Origin of the sequence: Haloferax prahovense, assembly GCF_000723845.1 — an archaeon.
GTDB classification, from domain to species: domain Archaea; phylum Halobacteriota; class Halobacteria; order Halobacteriales; family Haloferacaceae; genus Haloferax; species Haloferax prahovense.
Window position 1 is genome coordinate 2,661,156 of sequence record NZ_LK053000.1, and the last position, 26,775, is coordinate 2,687,930.

Consider the following 26,775-nt stretch of genomic DNA (forward strand, 5'->3'; position numbering starts at 1 on the left):
CGGTCGCTACGCTCGCCGCTCGAACACCAGCGCGTAGTGGTACGGCGGGATGTCGATTTCCGCCGTCACCGCGAGGCCGACCGCGTCTTCGACTATCGCCGCGGTCTCCTCGGGGGCGAGGCGCAGGTCCGTCGGCGGACCGCGGGGCTCACCGCCCACGGTCGTCTCCGACCGGGGGAGCGGTCGCCAGTTGACGACGACGAACCGGCCGCCGTCCGCGAGGACCGAGTCGACTTCGGTCAGGAACTCGTCGCGGTCGTCGACCCCGTGGAACGCGTTCGCGAAGAGCGCCACGTCGACGGGGTCGGACACGTGCGCCGATAGCTCGCGAGCGTCGCCGCGAACCGTCGCCACGTTGTCGATGCGCTGCTGGTCGGCGAGCTGTTCGAGTTCCGCGAGCAGTCCGTCGTCGAGGTCGACCGCGTAGACGGGAGCCGGGGCGACGATTCGCGCCGCTGGGAGCGCGAAGTAGCCGTTTCCGCAGCCGATTTCGACGACGGTGTCGCCGGTCGACAGCCCGAGTTCCCGAAGCGTCTCGCCCGGCGTCGGCCAGAGCTTTCCCCACCAGTCCCAGTCCGGCAGGCTCGTGTTCTGGAATCGCTCCATACCGCCCGGTCAGAGGGGCACGAATTTAGGCGTTCTCACTACCGCGTTCGGCACGGTCTCTGGCGCGCTCGCGCCGCGCGTCCAGAATCCGGCGCACGCCCTTGCCGGGGCCACCCTCGATAGGCCAGCCCTTCATCCGCCACGCCGGGGGCTCCGGCTCGAACGACGGACAGGAGTGGGCGCACTCGCGCTGGCTCTGATAACAGCCTTTCGCGGCGCACCGAGGGACGAGCGCCCGGCCGCGACGGTCGAGTTCGAAGTGCCGGCAGTCGGGCCGCATCGTGTCCACGTAGTTCCGCCAGCCGCGGTCGTAGGCCCGCTCGGCGAGGACGAGTCGCCGCCGGGCGTCTTCCGGGTCGGGCGAGAGCGAACTCGGGTGCCACAGCACCTCCGCCGAGTCGTCGTCGACGCCGAGGATGCCGACTTCGACCGGCAGGTCCTCCAACAGTGCGGGTTCGACCCGCCGGCCCGTCACCTCGGTGGCGACCCAGACCTCGTCGGCGAGCGCCCGCGACACGTCGTGTTCGAGTTGGTCCGCGAGCGCGCGGGCGGCGCTGGCGTCGAGGTCCGGCTTGTTCTCGATGGCGACGACGCGCTCGACCCAGTCGGGGTACGGGGCGGTCCGCCGGTACTCGACGCGGTTCCGCGAACCGCGGCGCTTCTCGACCAGTCCGAGCCCCGCGGCGCGGTGGACCGCCGGCACGACGTGTCGCCACGGGAAGTCGGGTTCGGGGACGGCGTCTCGGTACCACGCCCACTCGGCGGGCGCGTGGCGGACGACGCGCAACAGGTCCGAGTCGAAGCCGTCGGTCGAGAGGGCGCGCCGGGCGGCGAACGCCTCGGGGTCGACCTCCACGACGACGGTGTCCCAGCGGCGCTCTCGGGTGCCGAGCTGTCGGGCGACGAACGCGGGGCGCGAACCGTCGGGGTGCCACGCGCGCTCGGCCCAGCGGCAGACCCGCAGCTCGAAGGCGAACTCGGGGTCGCGGTCGGCGGCGTCGCTCACGACCGGGAGTCGGAGCGGGGAGCCGAAGGCGTTTCGGTGGAGTCTCGGCGCGCGGCCCGACGCCGCGAATGTCGTCGCACGCGTCGAATCGCGGCGCTGCCGCTCGCTCTCGTCGCGTCTCGGGCGTCGGCCGGTCCGGCCGACGCTACTTCAGGTACTTGTGCTCGCCCTCGTTCCTCTCGGCGAGTTCGTCGAGGAACTCGTGTGCGCGCTCGAATATCTCGCGGGGGCCGTCCTGCGTGATGGTGTTGATGGCCTGCTCGTAGTCGCGCCACTGGAGGTCGCGGTGCTCCGTCGAGAGCTCCGCGGACGCCTCGAACGAGCGCGCGATGAAGAGGTGGACCGTCTTGTGAATCGTCGTACCGTTCGCCTCGAAGACGTAGCTGTAGTCCTCGCGGAAGCCGTCGATGAGACGGAAATCTGCGATTCCCGCCTCCTCTTTGACCTCCCTGATTGCCGTTTGCTGAAGCTCCTCGTCCCCTTCGACCCCGCCCTTCGGGAACTCCCAGTCCCCGGGACGGCTCTTCAGGAGTAAGTACTCCCTCCGGCCGCGGGTGTCGCGGAAGAGAATGGCTCCAGCGCTAACCGCTTCGACTGCCATTACCCGAAATAAACGTGCCACCCTTTAAGAGGGTATCGGAGGCTGTAGCGTGTTCGCACGGTCGTTCGTTCGGGATTCGGGTGGCGGAAGCCCGGGGTCCCCGGTTCGTGTAGATGCGCTTTTACCGTCGGAGCGTGCAACAAGGAGTAGTACCCAGCTATGGCCTTCGTCACAAAACTCACCTTTCAAAGCGGTGATAAGGCGGTCCTCGACCGAGTGGTCGACGACCTCAAGCAGTTCGTCGAGCGGAAGGGCGCGGAGTGCCGCGGCCCCCACTCCGACCAGCCGAAGCAGGTGAGCGTCCCGCAGTATCGGACGCTCCAGCCCGGCGACCAGTTCTCGTCGTGGACCTACCCCGTGTACACCCGTCGGCTCGAAATCCACGGCGCGGACCAGATCGCCCGCGAAGTCGGCCTCAAGGAGTTCCCCGACAGCGTCCACCTCGAAATCGAAGTCGAACAGAAGAAACCGCTCGGTCACCGTCGCTGACGGCGGCCACGGAGCGCGAAAGAAGACGCGGGTCTGCGCTTTTTGTCTGCTTTTTCGACCGCTCAGGCGTCCGGCCCGAGGACTTCGACCACTTCGCCGGTACCGACGTGGTTGGTGGCGTCGAACGACGTGACCTCCAGCCGAATCTTGTCCTCGACGGCCGCGCCTCGGCCGTCTTCGACCCGGATGATCGAGTCGCCGATGCGGACGGTGAGACCGTCGCCGTTGCGCTCGCTGACGTAGGCCGTGATGACCTCGCCGGGTTCGAATGTCGGCGTCGCGGTACGGAACGTCCAGCCGGCCAAGAGCTTATCGAGGCGGCTCATACGCGGCTCACCTCCTCGCTCGTGCGGTCGGAGACGTACTCGCGGCCGTAGCCGGTCCACGCGGCGAACAGGAACACCGCCACGAGGAACCAGCCGTGGAACACGTAGGGGAAGACCGACGCGGGGTTCACGAGCATCTCCGCCGTGAACCACGGCGTCGCCTCGCCGCCGACGAGGCCCTGCATGGCCCCGTAGCCCGCGAGTAGGCCGCCGCCCCACGGGAAGATGTACCCCAGCGCCGAGGTGTTGGCGTCGAGGATGTTGGCGCGGCGGTAGCCGTTGATGTTGAAGCGCTTGCCGAGCGTGGCGACGTAGGGCGCGATGGCGATTTCGGCCGCCGTGTTGATGGTGACCGTCGCGTTGACGAGCGCCGTCCCGACGACCATCGTGGTCTCCGCGCGGCGGACCGTCGTGGCGACGCGGTCGATGACGAGTTCCTGAATCGCGTCGAAGCCGCCGCCGGCGCGCATGACTTCCGCGCCCGCGACGAGCAGCAGCGTCAGGACGATGAGCGGGAAGAAGCCGGCCGCGCCGGAGTAGACGCTCCCGCCGACGCCGACCTGCCCCGCGGGGACGGTCTCGACGACGGCCCCGAGGAGCGGGAGCGCCTCGACCGCCTGCGTGAGTCCGTTCTGCGGCGCGCTGAACAGGAGCATGCTTCCGACCGAAACGTCCACCAAGTTCGCCGCGCCGAGCGCGACGTTGAACGCCGCCGCGAGGAGCAGTCCCCACGAGACGGCCTCGATGATGTGTCGGCCGCGGACGGCGAGCGCGATGACCACGGCGATGTCGAGCAGGTGGACGAGTCCCCACGGCGACACGGACGCGGAGACTTCGCCGGCCACGTCGACGTACGGCATGCCGCCCCAGACGCCGGGGATTCCGAATCCGGCGACGAGGTACGCCGCGATTGCGAGCGTCGCCGCGACGACGGCGTACTTCACCCGCGAGGCGACGACGCCACCGATATCGGCGTCCTGCGTGACCGCGGAGACGATGGTGGTGTCACTGACGGGCGCGAGGTTGTCCCCGAACACCGCGCCGGAGAGAATCGCGCCGAACAGCAACACGGGGTTCGCACCGAGGAGGAGCCCCGCCGGGAAGACGAGACTCGTGAAGGCGATTGCGGTGCCGTAGCCGGTGCCGATACCGGTCGCCAACAGCGCCGCGAGCAGGAACGTCACGGCCGGGAACAGCCCCGGGCCGACGTTCAGGACCGTGGCCGCCCAGACGAGGCCGTCGACGAAGCCGCCGACCTGGATGGTCTCGGCGAACATGCCCGCCCAGAGCCACGCGACGACCGCCGTCGCGGCGACCCGGCGGGTCATGCCGGCGAAGACGACGTCCGCGTAGTCCTTCCAATCTCCCCGGACGAACAGCAGTCCCACGATGAGTCCTGTCAGCATCCCCGCGACGAGGCCGGTCGTATCGCCGATACCGAGGATACCACTCTGGAAAATCGCCCACGCGATGAACAGGGCGATGGGCAGGGCGCTCACGAGGCGCCCGCCACGGAAACTGAGCTCGATGTCCGGTTCTTCTGGCATCGTTTGTCAGAGATTGACTGTGATATATAATAGGCACGAATTTCCTCCAACTATTTCTTCCAAACTTGAGTTTCTCGGCCACGAACCGTCGGGAGCGTTTATCATCGCCGGGAGAAAAGAGTCCGGACATGAGCCACCGAGCGACGATGGACGACCTCGTCTCGCTTCGCCGCGACCTGCACCGCCACCCCGAACCCGCGTGGCGCGAGTTCTACACCACCGCCCGCCTCGTCGACGAACTGGAGACGCGCGACCTCGACGCGCTCTACGTCGGCCCGGAGATACTCGACGCCGACGAGCGCATGGCCGTCCCCGACGACGCCGAACTCGACGCGTGGTTCGAGCGGGCCCGCGAGGCCGGCGCGCGCGAGGACGTTCTCGACCGCCTCGTCGGCGGCTACACCGGCGCGGTCGCGGTCGTCGAACGCGGCGAGGGCCCGACCGTCGGGCTCCGCGTCGACATCGACGCGCTCCCAATCACCGAATCCGAGGACGGCGACCACCTCCCGGCCGCCGAGGGCTTCCGCTCCGAGAACGAGGGCTTCATGCACGCCTGCGGCCACGACGCCCACGCGACAATCGGTATCGGCGTCCTCGACGCCGTCGTCGAGTCCGACTTCGAGGGGACGTTCAAGGTGTTCTTCCAGCCGAGCGAAGAACAGGTCGCCGGCGGGAAGGCCGTCGCCGAGGGCGGCCACCTCGACGACGTTGACTACCTGCTCGCGCTTCACGTCGGTCTCGACCACCCGACCGGCGAGGTCGTCTGCGGCGTCGGCGGTTTCCTCGCGGTGTCGCACTTCCGCGCCGAGTTCACCGGCGCGCCGGCCCACGCGGGCGCGAAGCCCGAGGAGGGAAAGAACGCGAACCTCGCGGCCGCGGCGGCCACGCAGAACCTCTACGGTATCTCCCGGCACTCCGACGGACCGACCCGCGTCAACGTCGGCCTGATGGGCGGCGGCACGGCCACGAACATCGTCGCCGAGGAGGCGTTCATCGAAGGCGAGGTGCGCGGCGCGACGACGGAGCTCATGGAGTACATGGAAGACCGCGCCCACACCGTCATCGAGTCGGCGGCCGCGATGCACGACTGCGAGGTCGAAATCGGGGTCGAGGGGAAGGCCCCGAGCGCCCGGAGCGACGACGCGCTCGCGGCCATCGTCGGCGGCGTGAGCGAGGGGGTCGAGGGCGTCACCTCGATTCTCGAAAGCGACGACCTCGGCGGTAGCGAGGACGCGACCTACCTCATGCAGTACGTCCAGGACCGCGGCGGTCTCGCGGCCTACGTCGGCGTCGGCACCGACCACCCCGGCGGCCACCACACCCGAACGTTCGACGTGGACGAGGAAACCATCCGCATCGCCGTGGACGTGCTCGCCGGCAGCGTCGAACGAATCGCCGCTGGCCGGCCCTGAGTCGAGCGAAGAAACGCTGAGTCGCGCCGAGAGCGCCGCTTGAGCGATTTACGGCCACCTCGGCTCGTCGGAGCTGACTCGCGCTCGACCGGATCGCCCGCGACGAACCGCCAGCGGTTATTTGTCCCCCCCGTGCATAGCCGCCAGCGATGGGGTTCCTCGGAGATGAATCGACCGAAGACGCAGACCTGCGTCCGGGTCTCGCAGTCGTCGGCATCGCCGTCGGCGTCGCGGTCGTCCAAGTCGCCGTCTTCCCCGACAGCCCCGAGGTTCACTGGCTCCGGTTCGCCGTGGAACTCCTCTTGGTTCCGATTCCGCTCGCCGGCGCGTTCGTCGTCGGGAGCGTCCGCGATGTGCAGACGATTTGGCGGCCGTTGTACGTCGGGACCGCGCTGGTCGCCGTCTACGCCGTCAGCGACGCGGTCGACGAGGTCGTCGTCCAGCCCGAGGCGTTCACGCTCGTCTTCGAGGACGGAGCGCTTCTCGTCGGGTCCGCCGCGCTCGCGGTCGGCGCGGTCCGGTGGTCGACCCACCGCGACGCCCGCGAGACGGACCTCCGCCGCCGCAACGACCGGCTCGACCAGTTCGCGTCGGTCATCACGCACGACCTCAGAAACCCGCTGAACGTCGCCCAGATGCGGCTCGAACTCGCCCGCGACGGCCACGGGACGGAGCACCTCTCGACGGTCGCCGACGCCCACGACCGGATGGAGGCGCTCATCCAAGACGTGTTACAGCTCGCCCGAGCCGGCGAGTCGGTCGGCGAGGTCGAGCGCGTCAGCCTCGCCACCGTGGCCGCGGACGCGGTGACGAACACCAGTCTCGGCGCGTCGGGCCTGACCGTCGAGGCCGACGCGGAACTCCTCGCCGACAGGGGACGGCTCACCGCCGTCTTCGAGAACCTGTTTCGGAACTCGGTGGAACACGGTTCTACAGGCCGTCGGGAGGGTCCCGGCGACACTGTGGAACAGGGTTCCACGGGCAGTCGGATTTCATCCGACGACGCTGTGGAACACGGTTCCACAGGCAACCGGACTGTGTCCGGTGACGCTGTAGAACGCAGTTCGACAGGCAACCAGACCGCGTCTGACTCCGTCGAGCGCGGCGCGGCAGGTGGTCCACCGTCACCCGACGAGGCACCGAATCCGGGGGTCAGACGACCGGTTCCGGACGCCACCGACGGGGGAACGCCCGGCGTCAACGTCCGGGTCGGCCCGCTGGACGACGGCTTCTTCGTCGAGGACGACGGCCCCGGTATCCCACCGGAAGAACGGGAGCGCATCTTCGAGTCGGGCTACAGCACCGATTCGCGGGGGACCGGCCTGGGCCTCGCTATCGTCTCCGGCGTCGCCGACGCGCACGGCTGGGAGGTGACGGCGACGGACGGCGAAAACGGCGGTGCCCGGTTCGAGTTCCGAAACGTCTCGTTCGCGGCGGGGTCCGAGGTCAGTACTTCGGGTCCGCGCCCGTGAGTTCGTAGATGTCGTCCATGATGCGGTCCCGCTCGACCTTCCAGCCCTCGAGGGCGCTCGGTCGGGTCGGGTAGCGGCCGTAGTGGGCCAGCAGTTCGTCGGCGAGGCGCTTGATTTTGAAGAACTCGTAAATCTGGCTCCAGTGACCGTAGCTCGACGCCGCGGTCTGCGCGAGGAGGACGGGGCCGAACGAGGTCGTTCCGGAGTAGAGCGCCTCGGCGAGTTTCTCGCCGGGGATGGAGGCGATGAGGCCCATCAGGTCGTCGACGTCGACGGCGGTCGAGAGGATGTTGTACACGTCGAGGCTGGCGTAGCGGCCGCCGAAGTGGTCCATGACGCGCTGGTTGTAGCGCCAGAGCATCTCCTCGCTCACGTCGCCCGCGTCGAGCGCGATGGCGGCCTGCTCGCCGGCGTACTTGCCGGCGTAGGCCGCGCCGGCGATGCCGCCGCCGGTCGTCGGGTTGACGTGGGCCGCGGCGTCGCCGACGGCCATGTACCCCGGCGCGGTCGCCGAGTCGTAGGGTCGGCGGGTCGGGAGCGCGGCACCGAGTTTGTCGATGACCTCCGCGCCCTCGAACTCGGGGCGCTCGCGGAGGTCCTTCTTCAGGTCGTCGACGAGCTTCATCGGCTCCTCCGTCATCTGGAAGCCGAGGCCGGCGTTGATTTCGGTCTCGGTCCGCGGGAAGTACCAGACGTAGCCCGCGGCGACCTCGGCCGGCTTGAACACGAGCGCGTCGGACCACTCGACGGGTTCGGGAACCTCGACGACCTCGCGGTACGCCGACGAGAAGTGCTGGTAGGAGACGTTCGTGTCGAAGGTGGCGTCGGAGAAGTCCACCTTGTCCTGGAGGAGCGACAGCGAGCCCGCGCCGTCGATGACGATGTCGGCGTCGTACTCGACGACCTCGCCGTCGTGTTTGCCGACGATGCCGGTGACGGTGCCGTCGTCGTCCTGTTTCACGTCCTGGACGACCGTGTCGTAGTGGAGTTCGACACCGGCCTCGTCCGCGCCCTCGATGATGAGGCGGCCGTACTCCCAGCGGTCGATGACGGCGAGTTCGCCGGGGACCGGGATATCGAGGACGGTGTCCTCCTGCGGAATCTCGAAGCGGCCGTGGTCGACCTCGGTGTTGGTGAACGCGGGCTCGATTTTCGACTTCGGAATCGCCTCGGGGAAGGCGTCAGCGCCCTTCAGGGCGTCCCCGCAGGCGATGTGTCCCGCTTCCTCCGCGGACTTTCGCTCGACGATGGTCACGTCGTAGCCCGCGTTCGCGATGGTGGCGGCGGCGTAACAGCCGGAGGTTCCCGCGCCGACGACCACCACGTCCACGGACTGGGTCCGTGGGCTCGCCGAGGACTCCTCGGCGGTGTCGTTCTCGTCTGTGGACATGGTATCACCTCCATATCGCGGGCTGAAAACTCTTTACTCCCGCACCGACCGTTCGGGAGGGGTTCGACGGAGACGGCCCGGCCGAGATGCGGCGCTCGAACGGTCGAGAACGGAGAACAGGGGAACGAAAAAGACGGGGGAAACGAGGATTCCGGGTCGCTCAGCGGTTGTCGTCGCCGGTGTCGTAGTGCTCGCCTGCCGCCTCCGGGATGCGGGTGCGGCCGACGAGCGCGAGGACGACGAGGACAGTCACGTACGGAATCGTCTGGATGAGCGAGTCGGGGATGGCGTAGCCGGGTACCTGCTGGAGGCGAATCTGGGCGGCCTCCAGCCCCGCGAAGAGGAACGACGCGCCGAACGCGCCGACGGGGTTGTAGTTCCCGAAGAGATACGCCACGATGGCGATGAAGCCCTTCCCGTTGACCATCGTCTGGTTGTTACCGACGAACTGACCGAGGCCGAGCGACAGCGCGGAGCCGCCGACACCGGCGAGGAAGCCCGAGAGGAGGACGCCCGCGTAGCGGACGCGGCTCACGTCGACGCCGACGGTGTCGAGCGCCTTCGGGTTCTCGCCGGACGCGCGGACGTGGCGGCCGAACGCCGTGCGGTTCAGGACGTACCACGACGCCGGGACCGCGACGAGCATCATGTACACCGCGGGGTCGGCGTCGAAGAACGCGCCGAAAAACGGGATGTCCGAGAGGACGGGAATCGTCCACGTCCCGAGGGTCGTCCCGAGGTTGTCGGTGTTGACGCCGCCGTAGTAGACCGTCGCCGCGAACGGCGCGAGACCGAGCGCGATGAGCCAGACGGCGAGGCCGGCGATAATCTGGTCAGCCTTGAATCGGATGCAGACCACCGCGAACAGCGCCGAGAACAGCACCGACGAGAGGATGCCGGCGAAGAAGCCGATCCAGATGGCCGGGAGACCGAGGACGGTCATCTCGGGGCCGACGACGGCCGTCGTGATGACCGCGGTGAACGCCGAGATGATGAGTAGCCCTTCCAGCCCGATGTTCACCACGCCGGCCTTCTCGGAGAAGATGCCGCCGAGCGCGGCAAAGGTGATTGGCACCGAGAGCCGAAGCGCTGACGAGAGCGTGCTCCGACTCGTGAGGATGGCGAGGAAGTTGCCCCAGATACTGCTCGGGAACGCGAGGCCGAGGAGCGCGATGAACAGGAAGACGCTCAGCGCCCCGCCGGCGAGGGTCGCTCTGTAAGATAGTTCCGTGTCGCGGAGTCGGTCGATGGTGGTTGTACTCATTCGTCGTCACCTCCGAGGGAGCCGCCGTCCGTGGCGACGGTCTCGCGGTCCGGTTCGAGGTCGATAGTGGAGCCGAGCATGCGGAAGAACTCGGGCATCGCGACGAACAGGATGATGAGGCCGCGGAGGACGCCGACGAGCTGTTTCGGGACGCCGGTCCCGAACTGAACCGCGAGTGAGCCGGATTTGAGCGTCCCGAACAGGAGCGCCGCCGGGACGACACCGAACGGGTTGTTCCCCGCGAGGATGGAGACGGTGATGCCGTCGAACCCGAGCGCGGGGACGCCGGCCTGCCACTTGCCCATGACCATGAGCACCCAGATAGCGCCGCCCATGCCACCGAGCGCGCCGGAGAGGAACATGCTCGTGACGGTCGTGCGCTTGGCGTCGACGCCGCCGTACTCGGCGGCTTCCGGCTGTTCGCCGCTCGTCCGGAGGTCGTACCCGAACGAGGTCTGTTCGAGCAGGAACCAGACGGCGACGACGAGTGCGAGGCCGAACGCGAGCGCGAGAATCGAGAAGTCGCCGCCCTGCGGGAACGCCACCGGGAGGAGCGTCGCCCAATCGGGAAGCGGCGTCGTCTCGACGACCTGCGAGTCGGGGTTCCCGAAGAACTCGCTGACGAGGACGAACGCGATCTGCGCCGCGATGAAGTTCAGCATGATGGTCGTGATGACCTCGTTGGCGTCGGCGTAGGCCTTGAGCGCGCCCGGAATCGCGCCGTAGAGGCCGCCGACGAGCGCGCCGACGACGACGGCGAGCGGAATCAGGATGAGGCCGCCGACGAGCCCCGACGGGAGCAGCGGCGCGACGAAAAACGAGAACAGCGCCGTCGCGAGGCCGCCGAGGACGAGTTGGCCCTGCGTCCCGATGTTGAACAGGCCCGCGCGGAAGGAGACGGCGACCGAGAGGCCGGTGAAGATGAGAAGCGTCGTCTCCTTGAGCGTGAGCGCGAACCCGAAGTTCAGCGGGTTCCAGTTGGGGTTAAACAGCGCGGGGTCGTTCAGGAGGAACGGCTCGCCGAGCGCCCCGTTGAACAACACGAGGTACACCTCGACGGGGTCGTAACAGAAGCCGGTGCCGAACAGCGTCGTCGCCGCGGTCTGACACGTCGTGATGCGGCCGGAGACGAGGATGATGACCGCGCCGACGAGCACGGCCATGATGAGTGCGGCGAAGCTGATGAGGATGCGCTCGGTCGCGGAGGCGGCCGTCAGCCCCCGGAGGACGGCCTTCGCGTTCTCGGTCGCGCTCATTTGGCGTCACCCACGGGCGGTTCCGCGTCGGTCTCGGCGGTGTCGGGGCGTTCGCCGGCCATGAGCAGGCCAATCTCTTCTTCGGTGGTGTTGCGTGGGTCTACGATATCCATGAGTTCGCCGTCGTGCATGACGCCGAGGCGGTCCGAGAGGCCCTGCACCTCGTCGAGTTTCGAGGAGACGAGAAGGACCGCTTTCCCCTCGGCTCGGAGGTCCAAGAGCCGCTCGTGGATGAACTCCATCGCGCCGATGTCCACGCCGCGGGTCGGGTGGGTGGCGACGACGAGGTCCGGTTCGCGTTCGAACTCGCGGCCGACGATGAACTTCTGTTGGTTGCCGCCGGAGAAGGACTCGGCGTCGGCGTCGGCGTGGGGCGGTCGAACGTCGTATTCGTCGATGATTCGCTCGGCGTGGTCGCGCGCGTCGGCCCAGTTTATCCGGCCGTCGGCGGCGAACGTCGCGCTGTGCTGGCTGCCGAGGATGCCGTTCTGGACGAGGTCGAAGTCCATTACGAGCCCGCGTTCGTGGCGGTCCTCTGGGATGTACGCCATCCCGTCGGCGATGCGGGAGCGACGCGAGGCGTTGGTGACGTCCCGGCCCTTGTAGGAAATCGCCCCCCCGGTCGGCGTCCGCAGGCCGGTGATGGCCTCGACCAACTGCGACTGGCCGTTGCCGTCGACGCCGGCGATGCCGAACACCTCGCCCTCGCGGATGTCGAACGACACGTCGGAGACGGCGGGGATGCCGCGGTTGTCCTTTGCGGAGAGGTTCTGCACCGAGAGCACCTCGTCGCCCGGTTCCTGCGGTTCGGCCTTCGGTTCGAGGAGAACTTCGCGGCCAACCATCAGTTCGGCGAGCTCCTCGTTGGAGGTCTCGTCAGCCTTGACGGTGCCGACGTTCTTCCCGTTTCGGAGGACGGTGATGTCGTCGGCGGCGTGCATCGCCTCCCCGAGCTTGTGGCTGATGAAGATAATCGTCTTGCCCTGGGCGGTCAGCTCCTCGAAGACGCGGAACAGCTCTTCGACCTCCTGCGGGGTGAGGACCGCGGTGGGCTCGTCCAGAATCAGGATGTCGGCCCCGCGGTAGAGTGCTTTCAGAATCTCGACGCGCTGTTGAACGCCGACGCTCACGTCCTCAATGGCGTCGTCGGGGGTCACGTCGAATCCGTATCGGTTCGAGAGGTCGATGACCTCTTGGCGCGCGCGCTCCCGGTCGACGGTCGTGCCGAACCACTTGCGGGGTTCGTTGCCGAGGACGATGTTCTCGGCGACCGTCATGGGGTCGACCAACATGAAGTGCTGGTGAATCATACCGATTCCGGCGTCGATGGCGTCCGCGGGCGAATCGAAGTCCCGCGGTTCCCCGTCCACGTGGACGGTCCCCTCCGTGGGTTCATAGAGCCCGTAGAGGATGTTCATCAACGTCGTCTTGCCGGCCCCGTTTTCTCCCAGAAGTGCGTGCACCGTGCCGCGCTCGACGGTCAGGTCCACGTCGTCGTTCGCCACGACGCCGGGGAACCGTTTTGTGATTTCGTCGAGATGAACAGCGGTGCTCATCTTGACCCTTTTTTCGGGGGGGTTCGCTTAAACTCGTGGGATTCGCGTCGGCGCGGGAGTGGTCCACACGGAGCGTCGCGGCGGTTCTCGGGGAGTTCGAACCGTTCAACCCGCGAGCATGTTCGGCCGGCTGCTGTGTGAAAGCGGCAACATTGACTCCAATATTCGGGAATACTGTCGCTCGGCGCGCGGTGTCGAAAGAAATGCGAGTGTCGAGTGCGGCGTTACTCGGTCGTCGTCGGGATTTCGATGTCGCCGGCGATGATAGCCTCGCGGGACTCCGAGAGCGAATCCTTCACGTCCTGCGGGATTTCGGAACCGAGTTCCGCGCCGTAGACGGCGGCGACGCCGTCCTCTTCGAGGCCGAGCGTCGTGGTGGAACCGCCGTTGAACTCGTCGTTGACGACGTTCTCGACGGAGGTGTACACCGCCGACTCGACGCGCTTGACCATCGAGGCGAGAATGACGTCGGCGTAGTTCGGTTCGGTCTGCGACTGGTCGGAGTCGACGCCAATGGCGAACTTGCCCTGTTCTTTGGCCGCCTGGAAGACGCCGAGGCCGCTGCCGCCGGCCGCGTGGTAGACGACGTCAGCGCCGTTGTCGTACATCGAGGTGGCAATCTCCTTGCCCTTCGCGGAGTCGGAGAACGACCCGACGTAGGCCACGTCGACGGAAATTTCATCGTCCGCGTGCGCCACGCCGGCCTCGTAGCCGGCCTGGAACTTGCGGATGAGCTCGGTCTCGGTGCCGCCGACGAAGCCGACGCTCTTCGAGTCGGCCGTCGTCGAGCCGGAGCCAGCGGAGAACTCCTGGGTCGTGATGAGGCCGGCGAGGTAGCCGACCTGGAACGAGCCCTGCTCCTCGCGGAACAGGTAGCTCGCCACGTTGTCCTCGTCGACCACGTCGTCGACGATCATGAACTTCTGGTCCGAGAAACTCGGCGCGGTTTCGGAGAGCGCGGACTTCTGCGCGTAGCCGATACACGACACGAGGTCGTAGTCCGGGCTCGACGACTGCGCGAACCGGCGCTGGAACTGCGGGAACTCCTCCGCCGCCGAGGGCTGGGCCTCGTCGTAGGCGATGCCGAGTTCCGATTCCGCCTGCTCGATGCCGCGCTTCGCGGCGTCGTTGAACGACTTGTCACCGAGACCGCCGAGCGCGTAGACCATGCCGACGTTGGCCGACGGACCGGACTCCTCGGTCGTCTGCTCGGCCGTCGTGGTCTCATCGCCGCCGGACGACTCGGTCGTCGTCGCCGCCGTCGTGTCTTCGCTCCCCTCGGACGGTCCGCCCGTACAACCTGCGAGGCCAGCGATACCCGCGACCCCTGCCGCTTTGACAAAAGAACGTCTGTCCATATCTATGAACTCCTATTGAGACAGGGGCCGCGAAAATTGCATAAAGGTGTCGTTTCGCGGTTTCAGCGGCGTCGCATCACCACGTTTGCAAATCGCCGAGAACGGGTCCGCGGTTCACGTCCGCGGGCGTCGTGTTCGCGCCTCGCCGGGTCGCGCGTCCGGACCGATTCCCCCGGAGCCCCGCTCAGGCGTCCTCGATTTCGCCCTCGACGACGCCCGTCACCTCGTCGACGAGGTGGTCCACGTCGTCGGCCTCCGCGTACACGCGGATGTAGGGTTCCGTGCCGGACGGGCGGACCAGCGTCCACGACGCGTCGGCGAACTCCAGTCGGACGCCGTACTCGGTGTCGACCGACTCGGGGCCCATCGCGTCGGGAAGCGAGGTTTCGAGCGCCGCCATCGCCGCCCGCTTCTTCTCGTCGGGACACGGGACGCTCACCTTGCGGTACGGGCGCTCCGTGACCGGTTCGCGCAGGCCGGCCATGCCGGACTCCGCCGCGAGGCGGGCCACGAGCGCCGCCGACGCGACGCCGTCTATCCAGCCGCCGAGCGACGGGTGGATGTGCTTCCACGGCTCGGCCGCGAACACCACGTCGCCGCCGCCGGCGCGGGCGCTGGCGATGCCCTCGTGGAGCGCGCCGAGGCGGACGCGCTCGACCCGACCGCCGGCCTCGCGGACCCGCTCGTCGATGCGGCCCGAGGCGTTCGGCGTCGTGACGACGACGGGGTCGTCGGCGTCGGAGACGCGGACGTAGTGCTCGGCGACGATGGCGATGACGGTGTCCTCGTGGACGACCTCGCCGTTCCCGTCGATGATGACGATGCGGTCGGCGTCGCCGTCGTGGCCGATGCCGAAGTCGAAGTCGCCGTCGGCGACGAAGGCGATGAGGTCCGCGAGCGTCTCGGGCGTCGGCTTCGACTCGCGGCCGGGGAAGTGGCCGTCTATCTGCCCGTTGAGCGTGACGACGCGCGCGCCGAGGTCGCGGAGGACCTGCGGCGTGCCGAGCGCGGACATCCCGTTGCCGCAGTCGACGGCGACGTTGAGGCCGTCGAGGTCCGCCCCGTGCTGGCTGGCGAACTCGACGATAGCGCTTCGGTAGGCGTCGAGGACGCCGCTCGTCCCCGTCGCACCCCAGTCGTCCCAGTCGGTCGGGGACGCACCCGCCTCGACCCGCGTCTCGATGTCGCGTTCGAGGTCGCGGTCGTACTCCTGCCCGTCGACGAACATCTTGATGCCGTTGTCCGTCGGGGGGTTGTGCGAGGCGGTGAGCATGACGCCGCGTCGACCCCGCGAGGCGAACGCAAGCGCCGGCGTCGGGACGACGCCCACGCGGGTCACGTCCGCGCCGGCGGAGAGCAGACCGGCCTCGACGGCGGCGGCGAGGCCCTGCCCGGTCGTCCGTCCGTCGCGGCCGACGACGAACTCGGCGGGCGCGTCCGATTCGAGCGCGGCGAGGCCGGCGGCGCGGCCGACGCTGAGGGCGAGTTCCGGCGTGACTCGCTCCGTCGCGCTCCCGCGGATACCGGCGGTGCCGAAGAGTTCCATAGTCCAGCGTTGGGTGGGTCGTACTTAGATGCTGACGGTTCGCCGGATGCGTGCGGGTCGGGGGCACGGGGCGGCCGGCGCGGTCGCGGCGACGGGCGGGGAGACGGCGACGCCGGCGTCGGACGGACCGCCGAACCGACCGCCCGAGGCAGCACGCCTTTGACGACGGATGACGAATCGGGTGCCATGAGCGAACACGGTCGAACCCGCGCGCACGTCTACGTCTCGGGACACGTACAGGGCGTCTACTACCGGGCGACGACCCGCGACACCGCCCGCGACCGCGGCGTCGACGGCTGGGTGAAGAACCTCTCGGACGGCCGCGTCGAGGCCGTCTTCGAGGGCCCCCGCGACGACGTGGAGGCGATGGTCGAGTGGTGCCACGAGGGGAGTCCGATGGCGTCCGTCGAGGACGTGGATGTCACCTACGAGGAGCCGGACGGCGAGACCGGATTCCGCGTCGAGCGCTGACCGAGAACCCGACAACCGCCCGATAACATCAACGAGACGGCCAAATCGTTCAAGCGGGGTTCGGGGGACGTGTCCCCATGCGCTTCCGGAACGACACGCGGGGAATCGGCGTCGCAAAACTGTTTTTCACGCTCGTCACGAGCGTCGGACTCGGCCTCTCGATGGGCACCTCGTTTCTCATCGTCCGCGGGCCGTTCCTCGGCGGGCCGTCGCTCGACCCGTTTCCGATGATGGCCGCGCTCGCGGTGTTCATCGTCGGCATCGTCGTCCTCTCGTGGGGGTCGACGCGGCTGTTCGGCGTGGGAACCGGCGCGTGAGTAGGTACGCGAATACGAGCGGCGCGTAAGTGGGAACGCGAATACGAGCAGGTTCGTGAGCGGGGACGCGAATCTCAGTCGGCGGTCGCCGCCGCGCCGGACTCGCGTTCGACGCCGCCGAGGGGGACGAGCGGGTCGTTGCCGCTGAACCGGTCCCAGAGGACCAGCGCCGAGGGCAACACGAGCATCGACGCGAGGAACGAGTAGACGATGCTCGCGGCGGTGAGCAAGCCGAACTGGCCGAGGACCGAGAGCACCGCGAGGACGAGCACGCCGAGGCCGAAGACGGTCGTGAGCATGCTGCCCGCGAGCGCACCGCCGGTGCCGCGGACCGTCCGGTCGAGCGCGGTTTCGAGGTCGTGGTCGGCGCGCTCGTCGACGAAGCGGTGGACGACGTGGACCGAGTAGTCCACGCCGAGGCCGATAGTCAGCGCGAGCACCGTCGCGGTGAAGGCGTTGAACGAGATGCCGGCGAGTCGCATCGTCCCGGCGACGAACGTGACCGCGACGAGGATGGGCACGAGGTTGGCGAGCGCGAGCGAGGGGCGGCGTTCGAGCCACCAGTAGACGAACACGAGGAACGCGCCGGTGCCGGCCATCGAGATGGCGAGACTCTGCACCGCGGAGTCGAGGATGAGGTCCGAGATAGCCGAGAAGACGACGACCGCGCCGGTGGCCGTGCTCGGACCGCGGAAGCGCGCGGCGACCTCGCGGGCGTCGGCGACGACCGCGTCGTCGTCCGCGTCGGCCCGGACGCGGTAGTCGACCCGCGAACTCCGGTAGTCGTCGGCGAGGTACTCTCCGGCGCGGGCGGCCGAGTCGGTGGCGAACAGCGCGTCGTACACCTCGGCGAGGTTCCGGTCGGGGACGCCGTCGCCGTCGCGGTCGTGTCGCGCGACGACCGCGGCGAACTCGGGGTTCTCCCGGGCCTCGGCGTCGATGACGGTGAGGACGCTCGTCGAGTCGGCCCGGCGGTCCTCGACGATGAACGTGTCCGGCGGGTCCTGTGCGACCCGGTCGAGCGTTTCGAGGTAGGCGTCGTCGGTCGGTCGCCCCTCGAGGTACACCGTCACGACCCCGCTCTGGGAGGACGAAAAGCGCTCTTCGAGGAACTCGATGTCGGTGACGACGCTGTAGTCGCTCGGCGCGAAGGGCTCGGGGAGGGATTTCAGGTACGCCGGGGCCTCCGCGGGCGGCAGGAAGTCCTCCTGTCCGAACTCGGTGTCGACGCCCGTGGCGTACCACATCGCAGACCCCGCGAGGACGAGCGCGACGACGAGGACGACAGCGGGGGCGCGGAGGGCGGGCGCGACGCCGAGCCGGAGGACCCTCCCGAGCGAACTCCCCTCGCGGCCGAGCGGCGACTGGCTGAACGTCGGAATCGGGTAGCGCTCGCGGAGCCTGTCCACCTCGACTTTCGTCGCCGGGAGGAACACGCCGAACACGAGGAAGGTGAAGACGATACCGATGGCCGCGACGACGCCGAAGTCCCGAATCGGCGTGAGGTTGCTCACGAGGTTCGAGAGGAAGCCGATGACGGTGGTCGCGGTGACGATGAAGAACGCCACGAGGAGCTGGTCCGTCGCCTTTCGCATCGCATCGCCGACGGGAAGCCCCTCGGCGCGGTCCTCGCGGTAGCGGTTGATCGCGTGGATGCCGAAGTCGATGCCGACCGCGAGGAGCAGCGGCGGCACGGCGATCATAATCTGGTTGAACGGGATGCCCGCGAGTCCGAGGAAGCCGAACGTCCAGACGATGGCCATCCCGAGCGCGGCGGTCCCCAACAGCAGGTCCACGAGGTCGCGGTAGGCGACGACGAGGAAGAAGAGGATGAAGACGACGGCCGCGGGCACGACGAGGATGAGCGAGTCGGCGATGACGGTCCCGAACTCGTCGGCGATGACGCCCGAGCCGAAGACGGAGATGTCGCCGCCGACGGTGGCGACGACGCGCCCGGCGGTCCGCTGAATCGGGGTGAGCGGGCTGTCGCCGCCCTGTCCCGCACCGGCCTCGTCGGCCAGCGGAATCGAGTGGGTGACGACCGCAATCGTCGCCGAGGCGCTCGCCGCGGTCGGGTTGAAGTCGTCGGCGAGGAGACCGGTAAAGCGCTCGTTGTCGGCGTTCTCGCGGACCGCGGCGGCGACCTCGCTGTCGGTCGCGCGTTCGAGCGCCGAAATCTGCTCGGCGAGGCCGTCGGCGTCGGGGTCGAGCGTCTCCGCGACGACCGAGGCGGCGCTGGCGGTGCCGACGACGCGGAGGTCGTCGCGGTCCGAGAGGCGCTTTTGGGCCTCCAGCATCCGCAGGAGTTCGCGCCTCGTCAGGACGTTCGGTGCGCGCTGGATGAGCTGCGTGCTACCGGTCCCAGCCTCGAAGCGCGGTGAGAACTCCTCGGTGACGCGCGAAAACGCCTCCTCTTCCGGTACTTCCTCGGCGAACTGCTCGGTCCCCGCCTCGGTCGAGACGGCGCTCAGTCCCGCCCCGAACACCAGCGTGACGACGAGGAAGACGAGGATGACGCGCCGCGAGCGGTTGACGATGCGGTGGTCGACCCAGTCGACGAACCGCTGGAACTCCAGTCGGGCCACGGCTCAGCGCCGCCCCCGCCGGCGGACGACGAGGAAGCCCGCGCCGCCGACCGCCGCGAGGAGGACGACCGCGCCGACGAGCGGGGCCGAGAGGCCGAACGGGAGGCCGCCACTGTCTTCGGATGCCTCGACGCGGACGGGCACGCGGTAGGCGTCCGAGATTGTCGTCTCGCCCGCGCCGTCGTCGTAGCGGAAGTCGAGTTCGGCCGGGTAGTCCTTCTCCAGCGCGCCGCGGGCGGCCGACACGTCGAACACGAGCGTCGCCGACTCGCCGGGCGCGAGTTCGTCCACGAACGCCTCGGAGTCGGCAGACGACAGGGGGTCTTCGAGGTATATCTTCGCGGAGATGTCGGTGAGCGTCTCGTCGCGGTCGTTGACGACCGTCACGCGGAGTTGTCCGCTCCGACCCGGCGCGACGGTGCCCTCGTCGACGGTCACGCCGAACTCGGGGGTCGCGGCGGCGACGGCGACCCGGAGGTCGATGTCGTCGCCGGTGCGCCGGTCACCCTCGGCGTCGCGGTAGGCGACGGTCGCGGTGAACTGCCGGGGGCCGGCGTCCGCGTCGTCCGAGATTCCCACGTCGAACGAGAACGGGACGCGCTCGCCGGGTTCGAGGTCGCCGAGGGCGAACTCGGTCTCGGTCGCCGTCGCGCTCCCCTCGGGGAGCGAGAGCGTCACGACCGCGTTGCGCGCGAGGGTCGCTCCGTCGTTGACGACGACGCCCTCGATTCGGCCCTCGTCGCCGACGCGGAGCGTGCTCGTCACGTCCGCGACGGAGAACGACTGCTTGGGCGAGGGGACGAACCCGGCGGCGAGGTCGGGGGACTGTCGGCGCGCGCCGTCGGGGTCCTCGTAGGCGACGGCGACGCCGAGGACGTAGCCGCGGACGGACGCCTCGGAATCGAGCGCGGTGTCGTAGACGAAGGTCCGATTCTCGCCGGCGGGCCAGTCGGCGGCGAAACTGCTCGCGGTCTGCGCGCCGTCGAAGCTCACGTCGGCCGACTGGGCGGTCACCGCGACGACGGCGTTCCGCGCGTCGAGTTCGCCCGTGTTCTGCAGGGTCAACGCGACCGCGCCGCTCCCGCCGACGGGGACCGACGAGTCCGCGCCGACGACGGCGAACCGCACGCGCTCTTCGATTCTGATGGGCACGTCGAGGCGGTAGACGCGGCGGTGGGCGTTGTCGAACTCGTAGAACACGTCGAGACGGAGTTTGTACTCGCCGGCCGCGACGTTCTCGGGGGCCTCGACCCGGAAGGCGACCTCTCGGGTGTCGCTGTCGTTCATCGTGCCGACGAACAGGTCGCCGGTCCTGACGGTGAAGGGGGTGTTTCGCGGGGAGAGCCTAACGCGGACGTTCTCCGCGGGCTTGGCCACGTCTTCGGTGTCCACCGGGTCGTTGGCGAAGACCACTCGTACCGTCGTCTCGACGCCGGGTTCGACCACCGGGTCGACCACGTAGGCGCGGAAGACGGGGACGTTGTTCGGTTCGGCCTGCTGGCCGGCGACGGGTGTCGGGAGCGCGGCGAGGACGAGCAGTACGGCGACCAAGATAGCGGTGTGACTCTTCATCGTGAGGTCCCGGCGGGCGGCACCGACGGCGTCCGGGTCCGCGGACATCGGCGCGGGGGCGGCGACGGACCGACCCAACTAGTCGCTGATACGTCCTCTGCGGGGAAATACGATATTCGCCCTGCTCGGGACAGTCAGCCGGGCGAGAAAATCGAAGTCGTCGCTTCCGGGAGGCTCAGCGAACGCGACTCACGCGGGTCTGTCGACGCCGAGTTCGGCCATCGCGCGGACCACGACGTGGGCCTCCACGAGGTCGCGCACTTCGACCATCGGGTCGTCGGCGTCGTCGATGACGGCGCGGGCCTCGGCGAGCATGCGGTCTTCTTGTTCGGTCTGGTCGGGTTCCTCGCGGGTGCTGTTCAGGAGCGCCTCGAAGTCCTCGCGGATACTGAAGTCCGCGCGGGCGACGTTGCACCGAGAGAGAGGGTGCATGCCGAGGTCCAAGACCAACTCGGTGACGAGTTCCCAGTCGCTCTCGCAGAATTGGAGCGTCACGTCGCCGACGATGTCGCGCCACGCGATGGGGGCGGCGTTCTCCATGAGCGTCACCGCTCGCGGGGGGACCGCGATGCGGGCGACCGTCTTCGGGTCGTCGCAGAGACAGCAGGGCCGGTCCGTCCTGCCGGTGTACATACGCGGGGTTAGGATGGGTTGTAGATGTAGCTTCGGGCCGGGGACACAGGGCCGGATTCGGGCGATAACAGGGCGTTAGGCCGACCGTAGCGGGCGCTCAGGGCGTTGAAACGGTCGGGTTCGAGTCCGGGGCGGGGACGTCGAACCCGCGTAGAGGCAGCGGGAGGCGCGACCGACTGCGTGCTGGCACTGAATCACGCATTGGGCTGGGCTGGGTATTCTGTGGTGGCGACAGTGGCCGCGCCATCTATCCGATTGAACACCGTGCATAAATATCTTCTCCCCGAAGAATACCCAACACTATTGTTGACTATATACTCGTGTGTTTCAAGATTTTACGGATAGATGCTAGTGATTGTCAAACTTCTGTATTCGTCCCGAGAGCCCCCGTCGGGACGCGAATCGCCAACTCCAGTCCGGCGGCGTCCCGCGACGGGTCGCTCGGGAGCGTTTCGAGCGGTCGCCGGGCTGCGGCCGCGAGCGCGAGCGCGTCGAGCACGTCGTCGCGAGCCACGTCGCGTCGGAGCGTCCGGGCCAGCGTCTCGCGGTAGGCGCGCTCGGCGTCGAACTTCGACGCGTCCGTCGCGCCGGCATTCGAACTGTCGTCGCCGACCCCGTCGCCGGCGAACGCCGTCTTGAGCACGTCGAGGCGGCGAGCGCGGCCCTCGGCTGTCGCTTTCGATTCCGAGAGCGGTTCGCCGGCGAACGCGGCGAACGCGAGTTCGGGATGGGATTCGAACACGCGCTGTCGGGCGCGCTGTGTCTCCCGAAGAGCGGCGTCGACCTCGCGGATTTTGGGCACGAGGTGCCACGCCTGAATCGAGAGCCCCGCCCCGGTGTGTTCGCGGTTCGTCGCGCTTGCCGCCTCGTGGGAGTCGGCGTCGAGGACGGCCCGGACGGGCGCGAAGAAGACGGTGGCGGCCCGAGCGCCGAGCAGTTCGCGGGCCTCGCGGTCGCACGCGCGGCGGTCGGACTCGGGAAGACCGATAGGGATGTCCACGAGCACCCGCTCAGCGTCACGCTCGCGGGCGAGGTCCCAGACGGCGGCGAAGTCAGAGACGACTCTCACGGAGAGGCCGTCGGCGGCGACGGCACACACCCAGCCCGACCGACAGCCGTCGACACCGACGACGGTGCATCGCTGTGGCACGGCTCGCAGTACGGGGCTGGGAGACAAAAGCGTCGGAGTTAGGAGTCGAGGGCCGTAGCCGTCATCTGCCGGCAGGAGTCGCGGAGTTCGTTGAGCGTCACGTCGACAGTCGCGTCGAGCGAGACGAGCAGTTTCACGTCGTCCTCGAGGGGCACCCTGACGATGAGCGCGTCGTCGATGGCGAACGCGACGAGTTCCGGCCCTCCGATTGGCAGGTCTTCGAGGGGTTGGTCGATGGCCTCCTCGTTCGTGAGCGTCGCGACGAGCGTCTTGACGGTGTCTTCGTCGTAGCGTTCGATGAGCGACTGCTCGAAGAAGCGAATCCGCGTCTGAATCGGCTCACACCACGCGATTGCTCGGAGCGCGCCCCCGTACGCTTTCTGTAAATCCGAGGATAGTTCGGGCGCGGGGAACCCGCCGTCGTCGACGACGGTGATGTCCGCCTCCCGGTCGAGTGCGACCCGTTCGTAGGCGAGTTCGCCGAGGTCCGTCAGTCCGTAGAGTCGCCCTTTCTGCTGTGACTCCGGTACCAACAGCTCGACGATGCCCCGCTCCCGCAGTTCGGAGAGCGCCCGAGACACGTGCGGCTGTGCGAGGTCGGTCTCCGCGGCGATTCGAGATGGAAGTCCCGAACCGTGCTCTGAGAGGTACCGACACACGTCCAGTCGGTACCGAGAACTCGCGATATAGCCCGCGGAATCCCACGTCTCGGTCATAAATGAGACTCTCCGCTGGTTGTTTTCATCATGGTTGACACGTCCCGTATTGATATGCACTGCCAAGCGGGGTATATCTTTCGAGGGTCGAACAATACTACCATATACGTACCATATATTGGTTAAGAACGAAACGTTCTCTCACTTACTCGTCCAGAGTGTGCCGATTCTACCACCGAACGTCCGGACTCTTCGTGGACGTTACCGACTTGGAGTGACGCTGGCGTAACCGGATACCTGCACGGTTACCCGGTGACATGTATGTCAGCAAACACATATATCGGTTCCGTCTCGTACCAGGTAACGTAATGATAGTACTACACCCGACGACGGACCGTCACAGAACCACCGCCGCGACGGAGGTACCGAGATGAGCGTCGCGCTCCAGTTCGCCTCTCCCGGCGCGGACATCGCGTTCCTCCTCGCGCGCGTCCTCTTCGGCGCGGTGCTCGCGTTCATGGGACTCAACCACTTCCTGAACCTCGACCACATGACCGGCTACGCGGAGATGAAGGGCCTGCCGGCGGCCCGTCTCGGCGTCGTCGTCTCCGGCGGGATGCTCGTGTTCGGCGGTCTCGGTATCGCCCTCGGCGTCCTGCCCGCGCTCGCCGCCGGTGCCGTCGCCGTCTTCCTCGTCGTCGGAACGCCGGTGTTCCACGACTTCTGGGCGGTTCCCGAGGAGCAACAGGAGTCCGAGATGACAAGCTTCCTGAAGAACGTCGTCATGCTCGGCGGCGCGCTCGTCTTCCTCGCACTCAGCGGGACGACGTGGTCCTACGCCGTCGGCCTGACGCTGCTCTAACCGCGCCGAGGCGGCTCCGAAGCGACGACGACGAGACTCTCGACCCGCCACCGCCCCACAGATTCATCGGCGTCCGAACCCACCACACACCCATTCACCCATTCATGACCGACGCAATACCGGGCTTGACACGCGCACGTCTCCCGCCGCATAGCCGACCCCGTCCGCCCGCGGAGGCGGGTCGCTGATGGACGGTGCGCCCGACGAGTTCGGCTCCCCGTACCGCCTGCTCTCGGGGGCCGTGGTCCCTCGTCCCATCGCGTGGGTGAGCACCCGCGGCGACGACGCCGACAACCTCGCGCCGTACAGTTTCTCCACCGTCGCCAGCGTCGACCCGCCGGTCGTCGTCTTCGCGCCGGTCGGCCGCGGCCCGTCGCTGAAGGACACGCCGCGAAACGCCATCTCCCGCGGCGAGTTCGTCGTCAACGTCGTCACCCGAGACCTCGTCGAGGCGATGAACGAGACCGCCGCGACGGTCCCGCCCGGCGTCGACGAGTTCGAACACGCCGGCATCGAGAAGGCCGAGTCCGTCCGGGTCGACGCCCCCCGCGTCGCCGACGCTAAAGTCGCCTTCGAGTGCACACTCTACGACAGCGTGGAGGTCGGCTCCTCGACGCTCGTCCTCGGCGAGGTCGTCCACGCGCACGTCGCCGACGAGGTGTTGACCGACGGCAAACTCGACACGAGGAAACTCGACGCGGTCGGCCGACTCGCGGGCAACGAGTACGCGACGACCGGCGACCGGTTCGAACTCGTCCGTCCCGACTAACGTCCCGACGAGGCTGCGCCGACGACCCGCCCGTTATCACAGATTGATAATGGGGCGCGAAGGTTTATCGCGGGATGCGAAGTCTGTCCGAACAATGAGCGACGTGTCGTTGTCGAGTGTGCTCTCGTTTCTCGATACCGACGACGCGGCGACCGTCGTCGAGCGGGTCCGCTCAGCCCGCGGGGAGCGGACGAAACGGACCGTCCGCGACGGGCGGACGTTCCTCTTTGCGGCCCCCGAAGGGGAGCCACAACCGACCGAGGTCGTCTGGATAGACGTCGAAGCCGCGTTCGACGCCCGGAGCGTCGAGGCGTTCGCCGAGCGTTGCGACGACCGCGGCATCGACGGAACGCTCCTGACGACCGGCGACGAGGAACAGGCCGCGGAGACGCTCGCGCTCGCGTTCGCCGCCGACGAACAGCTCGACGAACCCGACGAGGACGGCGACCGCGCCCTCGTCGTGGACCCCGAGGAGGTCGAACGGCCCATCGAACTCGTGGCGCTCCCCGGTCTCGTGGAGGCGCTCGAAGACGCCGACCTCGACGAGGCTATCATCGACGAGTATCACGAGCCGCACGAACCGGAGTTCGAGGACATCGTCGACGAGATCGACGCCGAGGAAGCCCGCGCCGCGGCCGAGGCGGACGCCGCCGAAGACGCTGGCTCCGGTCGCGCGCTCGCACTCCTCGTCGCGGCCGTGGTCATCGCGGCGGTCGCGGCGGCGGTCGTACTGTTCGGTCCGTTCTGAGCCGTCGCGTGGAGATACACCCTCGGCCCGCTGACTCACTCACCCACTCACTCACTTCGGTCCCGGCTCGCCTCGTCTGTGGGTCGCCGCTTTGCGAGCCGCTCGATTCTCCGCAGCGCGAGCGCACAGACCGCGGCGTACGGCCCCGCGAGCACCGGCACTTCGAACGCCACCTCGCAGCGGTCGGCCCCGACCGACTCCACGCGGTGTCCCGTCGCCGGAATCCCGGCCACGTGCCACGTCCACCGACGGGACTCGTCGTCGCACGTCTCGATGCTGAACGGGACCCAGACGCCGGCGACGCGAACCTCCCCGCGACTTCCCGCCTCGATGCGTCCGTCGACGCCGCGGACGGCCGACACGCTCGGCCCCCAGTCGGGCCAGTCGGCGACCGACACTAACACGCCCCACGCCGCGTCCGCGGGAGCCGAAATCCGCCGGGAGACGGCCAGTCGCCGCCCGTCCGGTGTTCGTTCCACACGCGTTCGGGTCCGGTTCGACTCGCCCCTCATATCTCCTAGTATGCTAATAAGTCGTAATATAATATCGCCGAAATCTTTATCCACGAATCGTGGTAGCAACTACCAAGGCAACACATGAGCAACACAAGTGACCGCCCGAACGAGACGATGCGAGACGTCAGCCACACACCGCCGACAGGGGAGAGCGTTACGAACGTCTGGGAGCGAGGACACGAATCCGAGTCCACAGAATAGCCGGGCAGAACCAATCGCACGACGACGAACAGCAACGAACCACACGCATCGAACTCGAACGACCAGCCAACCAATCGAACCGTAACGGACCGACCGAACAGCAACGAACCGACCGCACCGTAACGAACCGACCGCACCGTAACGAACCGACCGCACCGTAACGAACCGACCGCACCGTAACGAACCGACCGCACCGAACTCGACCAAACCAGCCAACCAATCGAAGCGGACCCAGCGAATCAACCACGAGACAGCCAATACGATACGACGACCCACGTAACCGAACGGCGACCGATTGCATCGAACTCGACCGCCTCCCGCTGGAGAGGGAGAACGTGCGTCCTTCCTGCGCACCGTTGCGACCGACCCGCGCCGGCCCTCCCGCCGGCGCGCACTCGATTTCCGACCGACTATACTCGTTACCCGCCGGTGTCGACACCTATCGGGACGTTTAACCCCGAGTCCGA

Annotated in this window: 25 protein-coding genes; 8 read left to right on the top strand and 17 right to left on the bottom strand. The window is 68.1% G+C overall.

Annotated elements, in window-relative coordinates:
- Positions 1–6: 6 nt before the first annotated feature.
- From BN984_RS13455 to BN984_RS13465, 3 genes are all read right to left on the bottom strand, one after another.
- Positions 7–606 carry a class I SAM-dependent methyltransferase gene (locus tag BN984_RS13455; RefSeq protein ID WP_049968422.1) on the bottom strand — a complete coding sequence of 200 codons (600 nt, stop codon included), beginning with the start codon at positions 604–606 and terminating at the stop codon, positions 7–9.
- A 25-nt stretch (positions 607–631) separates the two neighbouring features.
- Positions 632–1,612, bottom strand: coding sequence for a DUF5787 family protein (locus BN984_RS13460; protein WP_008093201.1), 981 nt, complete (start codon positions 1,610–1,612; stop codon positions 632–634).
- Between the two features lie 145 nt (positions 1,613–1,757).
- Positions 1,758–2,213, bottom strand: a complete 456-nt coding sequence (locus BN984_RS13465) for a bis(5'-nucleosyl)-tetraphosphatase (RefSeq protein ID WP_008093204.1) — start codon at positions 2,211–2,213, stop codon at positions 1,758–1,760.
- Between the two features lie 159 nt (positions 2,214–2,372).
- On the opposite strand from BN984_RS13465, the gene BN984_RS13470 reads away from it, so the two are divergent.
- The gene (locus tag BN984_RS13470) at positions 2,373–2,702 is read left to right on the top strand and encodes an uS10/mL48 family ribosomal protein (RefSeq protein WP_008093206.1); all 330 of its coding nucleotides are present in this window, start codon (positions 2,373–2,375) and stop codon (positions 2,700–2,702) included.
- A gap of 62 nt (positions 2,703–2,764) precedes the next feature.
- On the opposite strand, the gene BN984_RS13475 is transcribed toward BN984_RS13470, so the two are convergent.
- Both BN984_RS13475 and BN984_RS13480 read right to left on the bottom strand, forming a co-directional pair.
- Positions 2,765–3,028 (bottom strand): DUF7513 family protein, encoded by a 264-nt coding sequence (locus tag BN984_RS13475; RefSeq protein WP_008093208.1) that lies wholly within the window; start codon positions 3,026–3,028, stop codon positions 2,765–2,767.
- Positions 3,025–4,575: a Na+/H+ antiporter NhaC family protein gene (locus BN984_RS13480; RefSeq protein WP_008093210.1), complete on the bottom strand. Its 1,551-nt coding sequence runs from the start codon at positions 4,573–4,575 to the stop codon at positions 3,025–3,027. Before BN984_RS13480 ends, BN984_RS13475 begins: the two co-directional genes overlap by 4 nt.
- Before the next feature lie 128 nt (positions 4,576–4,703).
- Here BN984_RS13480 and BN984_RS13485 point away from each other — a divergent pair, with 128 nt between their 5' ends.
- Positions 4,704–5,987: an amidohydrolase gene (locus tag BN984_RS13485; RefSeq protein ID WP_049905216.1), complete on the top strand. Its 1,284-nt coding sequence runs from the start codon at positions 4,704–4,706 to the stop codon at positions 5,985–5,987.
- A 149-nt stretch (positions 5,988–6,136) separates the two neighbouring features.
- Positions 6,137–7,459 (top strand): sensor histidine kinase, encoded by a 1,323-nt coding sequence (locus tag BN984_RS13490; protein WP_049968423.1) that lies wholly within the window; start codon positions 6,137–6,139, stop codon positions 7,457–7,459.
- Here the strand turns inward: BN984_RS13490 and BN984_RS13495 are convergent.
- The 6 genes from BN984_RS13495 to BN984_RS13520 all read right to left on the bottom strand — a co-directional run bounded on the left by BN984_RS13495 (position 7,434) and on the right by BN984_RS13520 (position 15,829).
- Entirely contained in the window at positions 7,434–8,849 is a 1,416-nt protein-coding gene (locus tag BN984_RS13495; RefSeq protein WP_004977119.1) for a geranylgeranyl reductase family protein, read from the bottom strand. The two genes, BN984_RS13490 and BN984_RS13495, sit on opposite strands and share 26 nt — an antisense overlap.
- 160 nt (positions 8,850–9,009) lie before the next feature.
- The gene (locus BN984_RS13500) at positions 9,010–10,113 is read right to left on the bottom strand and encodes an ABC transporter permease (RefSeq protein WP_008093217.1); all 1,104 of its coding nucleotides are present in this window, start codon (positions 10,111–10,113) and stop codon (positions 9,010–9,012) included.
- The gene (locus BN984_RS13505) at positions 10,110–11,369 is read right to left on the bottom strand and encodes an ABC transporter permease (protein ID WP_049968424.1); all 1,260 of its coding nucleotides are present in this window, start codon (positions 11,367–11,369) and stop codon (positions 10,110–10,112) included. Before BN984_RS13505 ends, BN984_RS13500 begins: the two co-directional genes overlap by 4 nt.
- Positions 11,366–12,925 carry an ABC transporter ATP-binding protein gene (locus tag BN984_RS13510; RefSeq protein ID WP_008093223.1) on the bottom strand — a complete coding sequence of 520 codons (1,560 nt, stop codon included), beginning with the start codon at positions 12,923–12,925 and terminating at the stop codon, positions 11,366–11,368. Before BN984_RS13510 ends, BN984_RS13505 begins: the two co-directional genes overlap by 4 nt.
- A gap of 224 nt (positions 12,926–13,149) precedes the next feature.
- Complete coding sequence (locus tag BN984_RS13515) at positions 13,150–14,283, bottom strand: BMP family lipoprotein (RefSeq protein ID WP_008093225.1); 1,134 nt, start codon at positions 14,281–14,283, stop codon at positions 13,150–13,152.
- Between the two features lie 184 nt (positions 14,284–14,467).
- On the bottom strand, positions 14,468–15,829 hold the full coding sequence (locus BN984_RS13520; protein ID WP_008093227.1) for a phosphopentomutase/phosphoglucosamine mutase: 1,362 nt from the start codon (positions 15,827–15,829) through the stop codon (positions 14,468–14,470).
- Between the two features lie 186 nt (positions 15,830–16,015).
- Between BN984_RS13520 and BN984_RS13525 the strand changes: the two genes are divergently transcribed.
- Both BN984_RS13525 and BN984_RS13530 read left to right on the top strand, forming a co-directional pair.
- Positions 16,016–16,300: an acylphosphatase gene (locus BN984_RS13525; RefSeq protein WP_004977112.1), complete on the top strand. Its 285-nt coding sequence runs from the start codon at positions 16,016–16,018 to the stop codon at positions 16,298–16,300.
- Positions 16,301–16,377: 77 nt separating this feature from the next.
- On the top strand, positions 16,378–16,617 hold the full coding sequence (locus BN984_RS13530; protein WP_004977111.1) for a hypothetical protein: 240 nt from the start codon (positions 16,378–16,380) through the stop codon (positions 16,615–16,617).
- 74 nt (positions 16,618–16,691) lie between these two features.
- Here the strand turns inward: BN984_RS13530 and BN984_RS13535 are convergent, their stop codons facing one another.
- The 5 genes from BN984_RS13535 to BN984_RS13555 form a co-directional block, all read right to left on the bottom strand.
- Positions 16,692–19,202 carry an efflux RND transporter permease subunit gene (locus BN984_RS13535; protein ID WP_049968425.1) on the bottom strand — a complete coding sequence of 837 codons (2,511 nt, stop codon included), beginning with the start codon at positions 19,200–19,202 and terminating at the stop codon, positions 16,692–16,694.
- A gap of 3 nt (positions 19,203–19,205) precedes the next feature.
- Positions 19,206–20,822 carry a COG1361 S-layer family protein gene (locus BN984_RS13540; RefSeq protein ID WP_244877466.1) on the bottom strand — a complete coding sequence of 539 codons (1,617 nt, stop codon included), beginning with the start codon at positions 20,820–20,822 and terminating at the stop codon, positions 19,206–19,208.
- Positions 20,823–20,963: 141 nt separating this feature from the next.
- A complete protein-coding gene (locus BN984_RS13545; protein ID WP_008093234.1) occupies positions 20,964–21,407 on the bottom strand; it encodes a hypothetical protein in 444 nt (147 codons plus the stop codon).
- 358 nt (positions 21,408–21,765) lie between these two features.
- A complete protein-coding gene (locus BN984_RS13550; RefSeq protein ID WP_049968426.1) occupies positions 21,766–22,557 on the bottom strand; it encodes a DUF429 domain-containing protein in 792 nt (263 codons plus the stop codon).
- Positions 22,558–22,595: 38 nt separating this feature from the next.
- Positions 22,596–23,273: a winged helix-turn-helix domain-containing protein gene (locus BN984_RS13555; RefSeq protein WP_008093236.1), complete on the bottom strand. Its 678-nt coding sequence runs from the start codon at positions 23,271–23,273 to the stop codon at positions 22,596–22,598.
- 370 nt (positions 23,274–23,643) lie between these two features.
- On the opposite strand from BN984_RS13555, the gene BN984_RS13560 reads away from it, so the two are divergent.
- The 3 genes from BN984_RS13560 to BN984_RS13570 all read left to right on the top strand — a co-directional run bounded on the left by BN984_RS13560 (position 23,644) and on the right by BN984_RS13570 (position 25,592).
- A complete protein-coding gene (locus BN984_RS13560) occupies positions 23,644–24,075 on the top strand; it encodes a DoxX family protein (protein WP_008093237.1) in 432 nt (143 codons plus the stop codon).
- A 187-nt stretch (positions 24,076–24,262) separates the two neighbouring features.
- Positions 24,263–24,844 (top strand): flavin reductase family protein, encoded by a 582-nt coding sequence (locus tag BN984_RS13565; protein ID WP_049968427.1) that lies wholly within the window; start codon positions 24,263–24,265, stop codon positions 24,842–24,844.
- Positions 24,845–24,938: 94 nt separating this feature from the next.
- Positions 24,939–25,592, top strand: a complete 654-nt coding sequence (locus tag BN984_RS13570) for a hypothetical protein (protein ID WP_008093239.1) — start codon at positions 24,939–24,941, stop codon at positions 25,590–25,592.
- A gap of 47 nt (positions 25,593–25,639) precedes the next feature.
- Here BN984_RS13570 and BN984_RS13575 read toward each other — a convergent pair whose 3' ends face one another.
- Positions 25,640–26,104 (bottom strand): SRPBCC family protein, encoded by a 465-nt coding sequence (locus tag BN984_RS13575; RefSeq protein WP_233517275.1) that lies wholly within the window; start codon positions 26,102–26,104, stop codon positions 25,640–25,642.
- Positions 26,105–26,775 lie beyond the last annotated feature (671 nt).

Excerpts from the sequence above, each read along its gene's own strand:
- BN984_RS13455 (WP_049968422.1), bottom strand. The coding sequence starts at position 606 with ATGGAGCGATTCCAGAACACGAGCCTGCCGGACTGGGACTGGTGGGGA.
- BN984_RS13465 (WP_008093204.1), bottom strand. The coding sequence starts at position 2,213 with ATGGCAGTCGAAGCGGTTAGCGCTGGAGCCATTCTCTTCCGCGACACC.
- BN984_RS13470 (WP_008093206.1), top strand. The coding sequence starts at position 2,373 with ATGGCCTTCGTCACAAAACTCACCTTTCAAAGCGGTGATAAGGCGGTC.
- BN984_RS13475 (WP_008093208.1), bottom strand. The coding sequence starts at position 3,028 with ATGAGCCGCCTCGATAAGCTCTTGGCCGGCTGGACGTTCCGTACCGCG.
- BN984_RS13480 (WP_008093210.1), bottom strand. The coding sequence starts at position 4,575 with ATGCCAGAAGAACCGGACATCGAGCTCAGTTTCCGTGGCGGGCGCCTC.
- BN984_RS13485 (WP_049905216.1), top strand. The coding sequence starts at position 4,704 with ATGAGCCACCGAGCGACGATGGACGACCTCGTCTCGCTTCGCCGCGAC.
- BN984_RS13490 (WP_049968423.1), top strand. The coding sequence starts at position 6,137 with ATGGGGTTCCTCGGAGATGAATCGACCGAAGACGCAGACCTGCGTCCG.
- BN984_RS13495 (WP_004977119.1), bottom strand. The coding sequence starts at position 8,849 with ATGTCCACAGACGAGAACGACACCGCCGAGGAGTCCTCGGCGAGCCCA.
- BN984_RS13500 (WP_008093217.1), bottom strand. The coding sequence starts at position 10,113 with ATGAGTACAACCACCATCGACCGACTCCGCGACACGGAACTATCTTAC.
- BN984_RS13505 (WP_049968424.1), bottom strand. The coding sequence starts at position 11,369 with ATGAGCGCGACCGAGAACGCGAAGGCCGTCCTCCGGGGGCTGACGGCC.
- BN984_RS13510 (WP_008093223.1), bottom strand. The coding sequence starts at position 12,925 with ATGAGCACCGCTGTTCATCTCGACGAAATCACAAAACGGTTCCCCGGC.
- BN984_RS13515 (WP_008093225.1), bottom strand. The coding sequence starts at position 14,283 with ATGGACAGACGTTCTTTTGTCAAAGCGGCAGGGGTCGCGGGTATCGCT.
- BN984_RS13520 (WP_008093227.1), bottom strand. The coding sequence starts at position 15,829 with ATGGAACTCTTCGGCACCGCCGGTATCCGCGGGAGCGCGACGGAGCGA.
- BN984_RS13525 (WP_004977112.1), top strand. The coding sequence starts at position 16,016 with ATGAGCGAACACGGTCGAACCCGCGCGCACGTCTACGTCTCGGGACAC.
- BN984_RS13530 (WP_004977111.1), top strand. The coding sequence starts at position 16,378 with ATGCGCTTCCGGAACGACACGCGGGGAATCGGCGTCGCAAAACTGTTT.
- BN984_RS13540 (WP_244877466.1), bottom strand. The coding sequence starts at position 20,822 with ATGTCCGCGGACCCGGACGCCGTCGGTGCCGCCCGCCGGGACCTCACG.
- BN984_RS13545 (WP_008093234.1), bottom strand. The coding sequence starts at position 21,407 with ATGTACACCGGCAGGACGGACCGGCCCTGCTGTCTCTGCGACGACCCG.
- BN984_RS13555 (WP_008093236.1), bottom strand. The coding sequence starts at position 23,273 with ATGACCGAGACGTGGGATTCCGCGGGCTATATCGCGAGTTCTCGGTAC.
- BN984_RS13560 (WP_008093237.1), top strand. The coding sequence starts at position 23,644 with ATGAGCGTCGCGCTCCAGTTCGCCTCTCCCGGCGCGGACATCGCGTTC.
- BN984_RS13565 (WP_049968427.1), top strand. The coding sequence starts at position 24,263 with ATGGACGGTGCGCCCGACGAGTTCGGCTCCCCGTACCGCCTGCTCTCG.
- BN984_RS13570 (WP_008093239.1), top strand. The coding sequence starts at position 24,939 with ATGAGCGACGTGTCGTTGTCGAGTGTGCTCTCGTTTCTCGATACCGAC.
- BN984_RS13575 (WP_233517275.1), bottom strand. The coding sequence starts at position 26,104 with ATGAGGGGCGAGTCGAACCGGACCCGAACGCGTGTGGAACGAACACCG.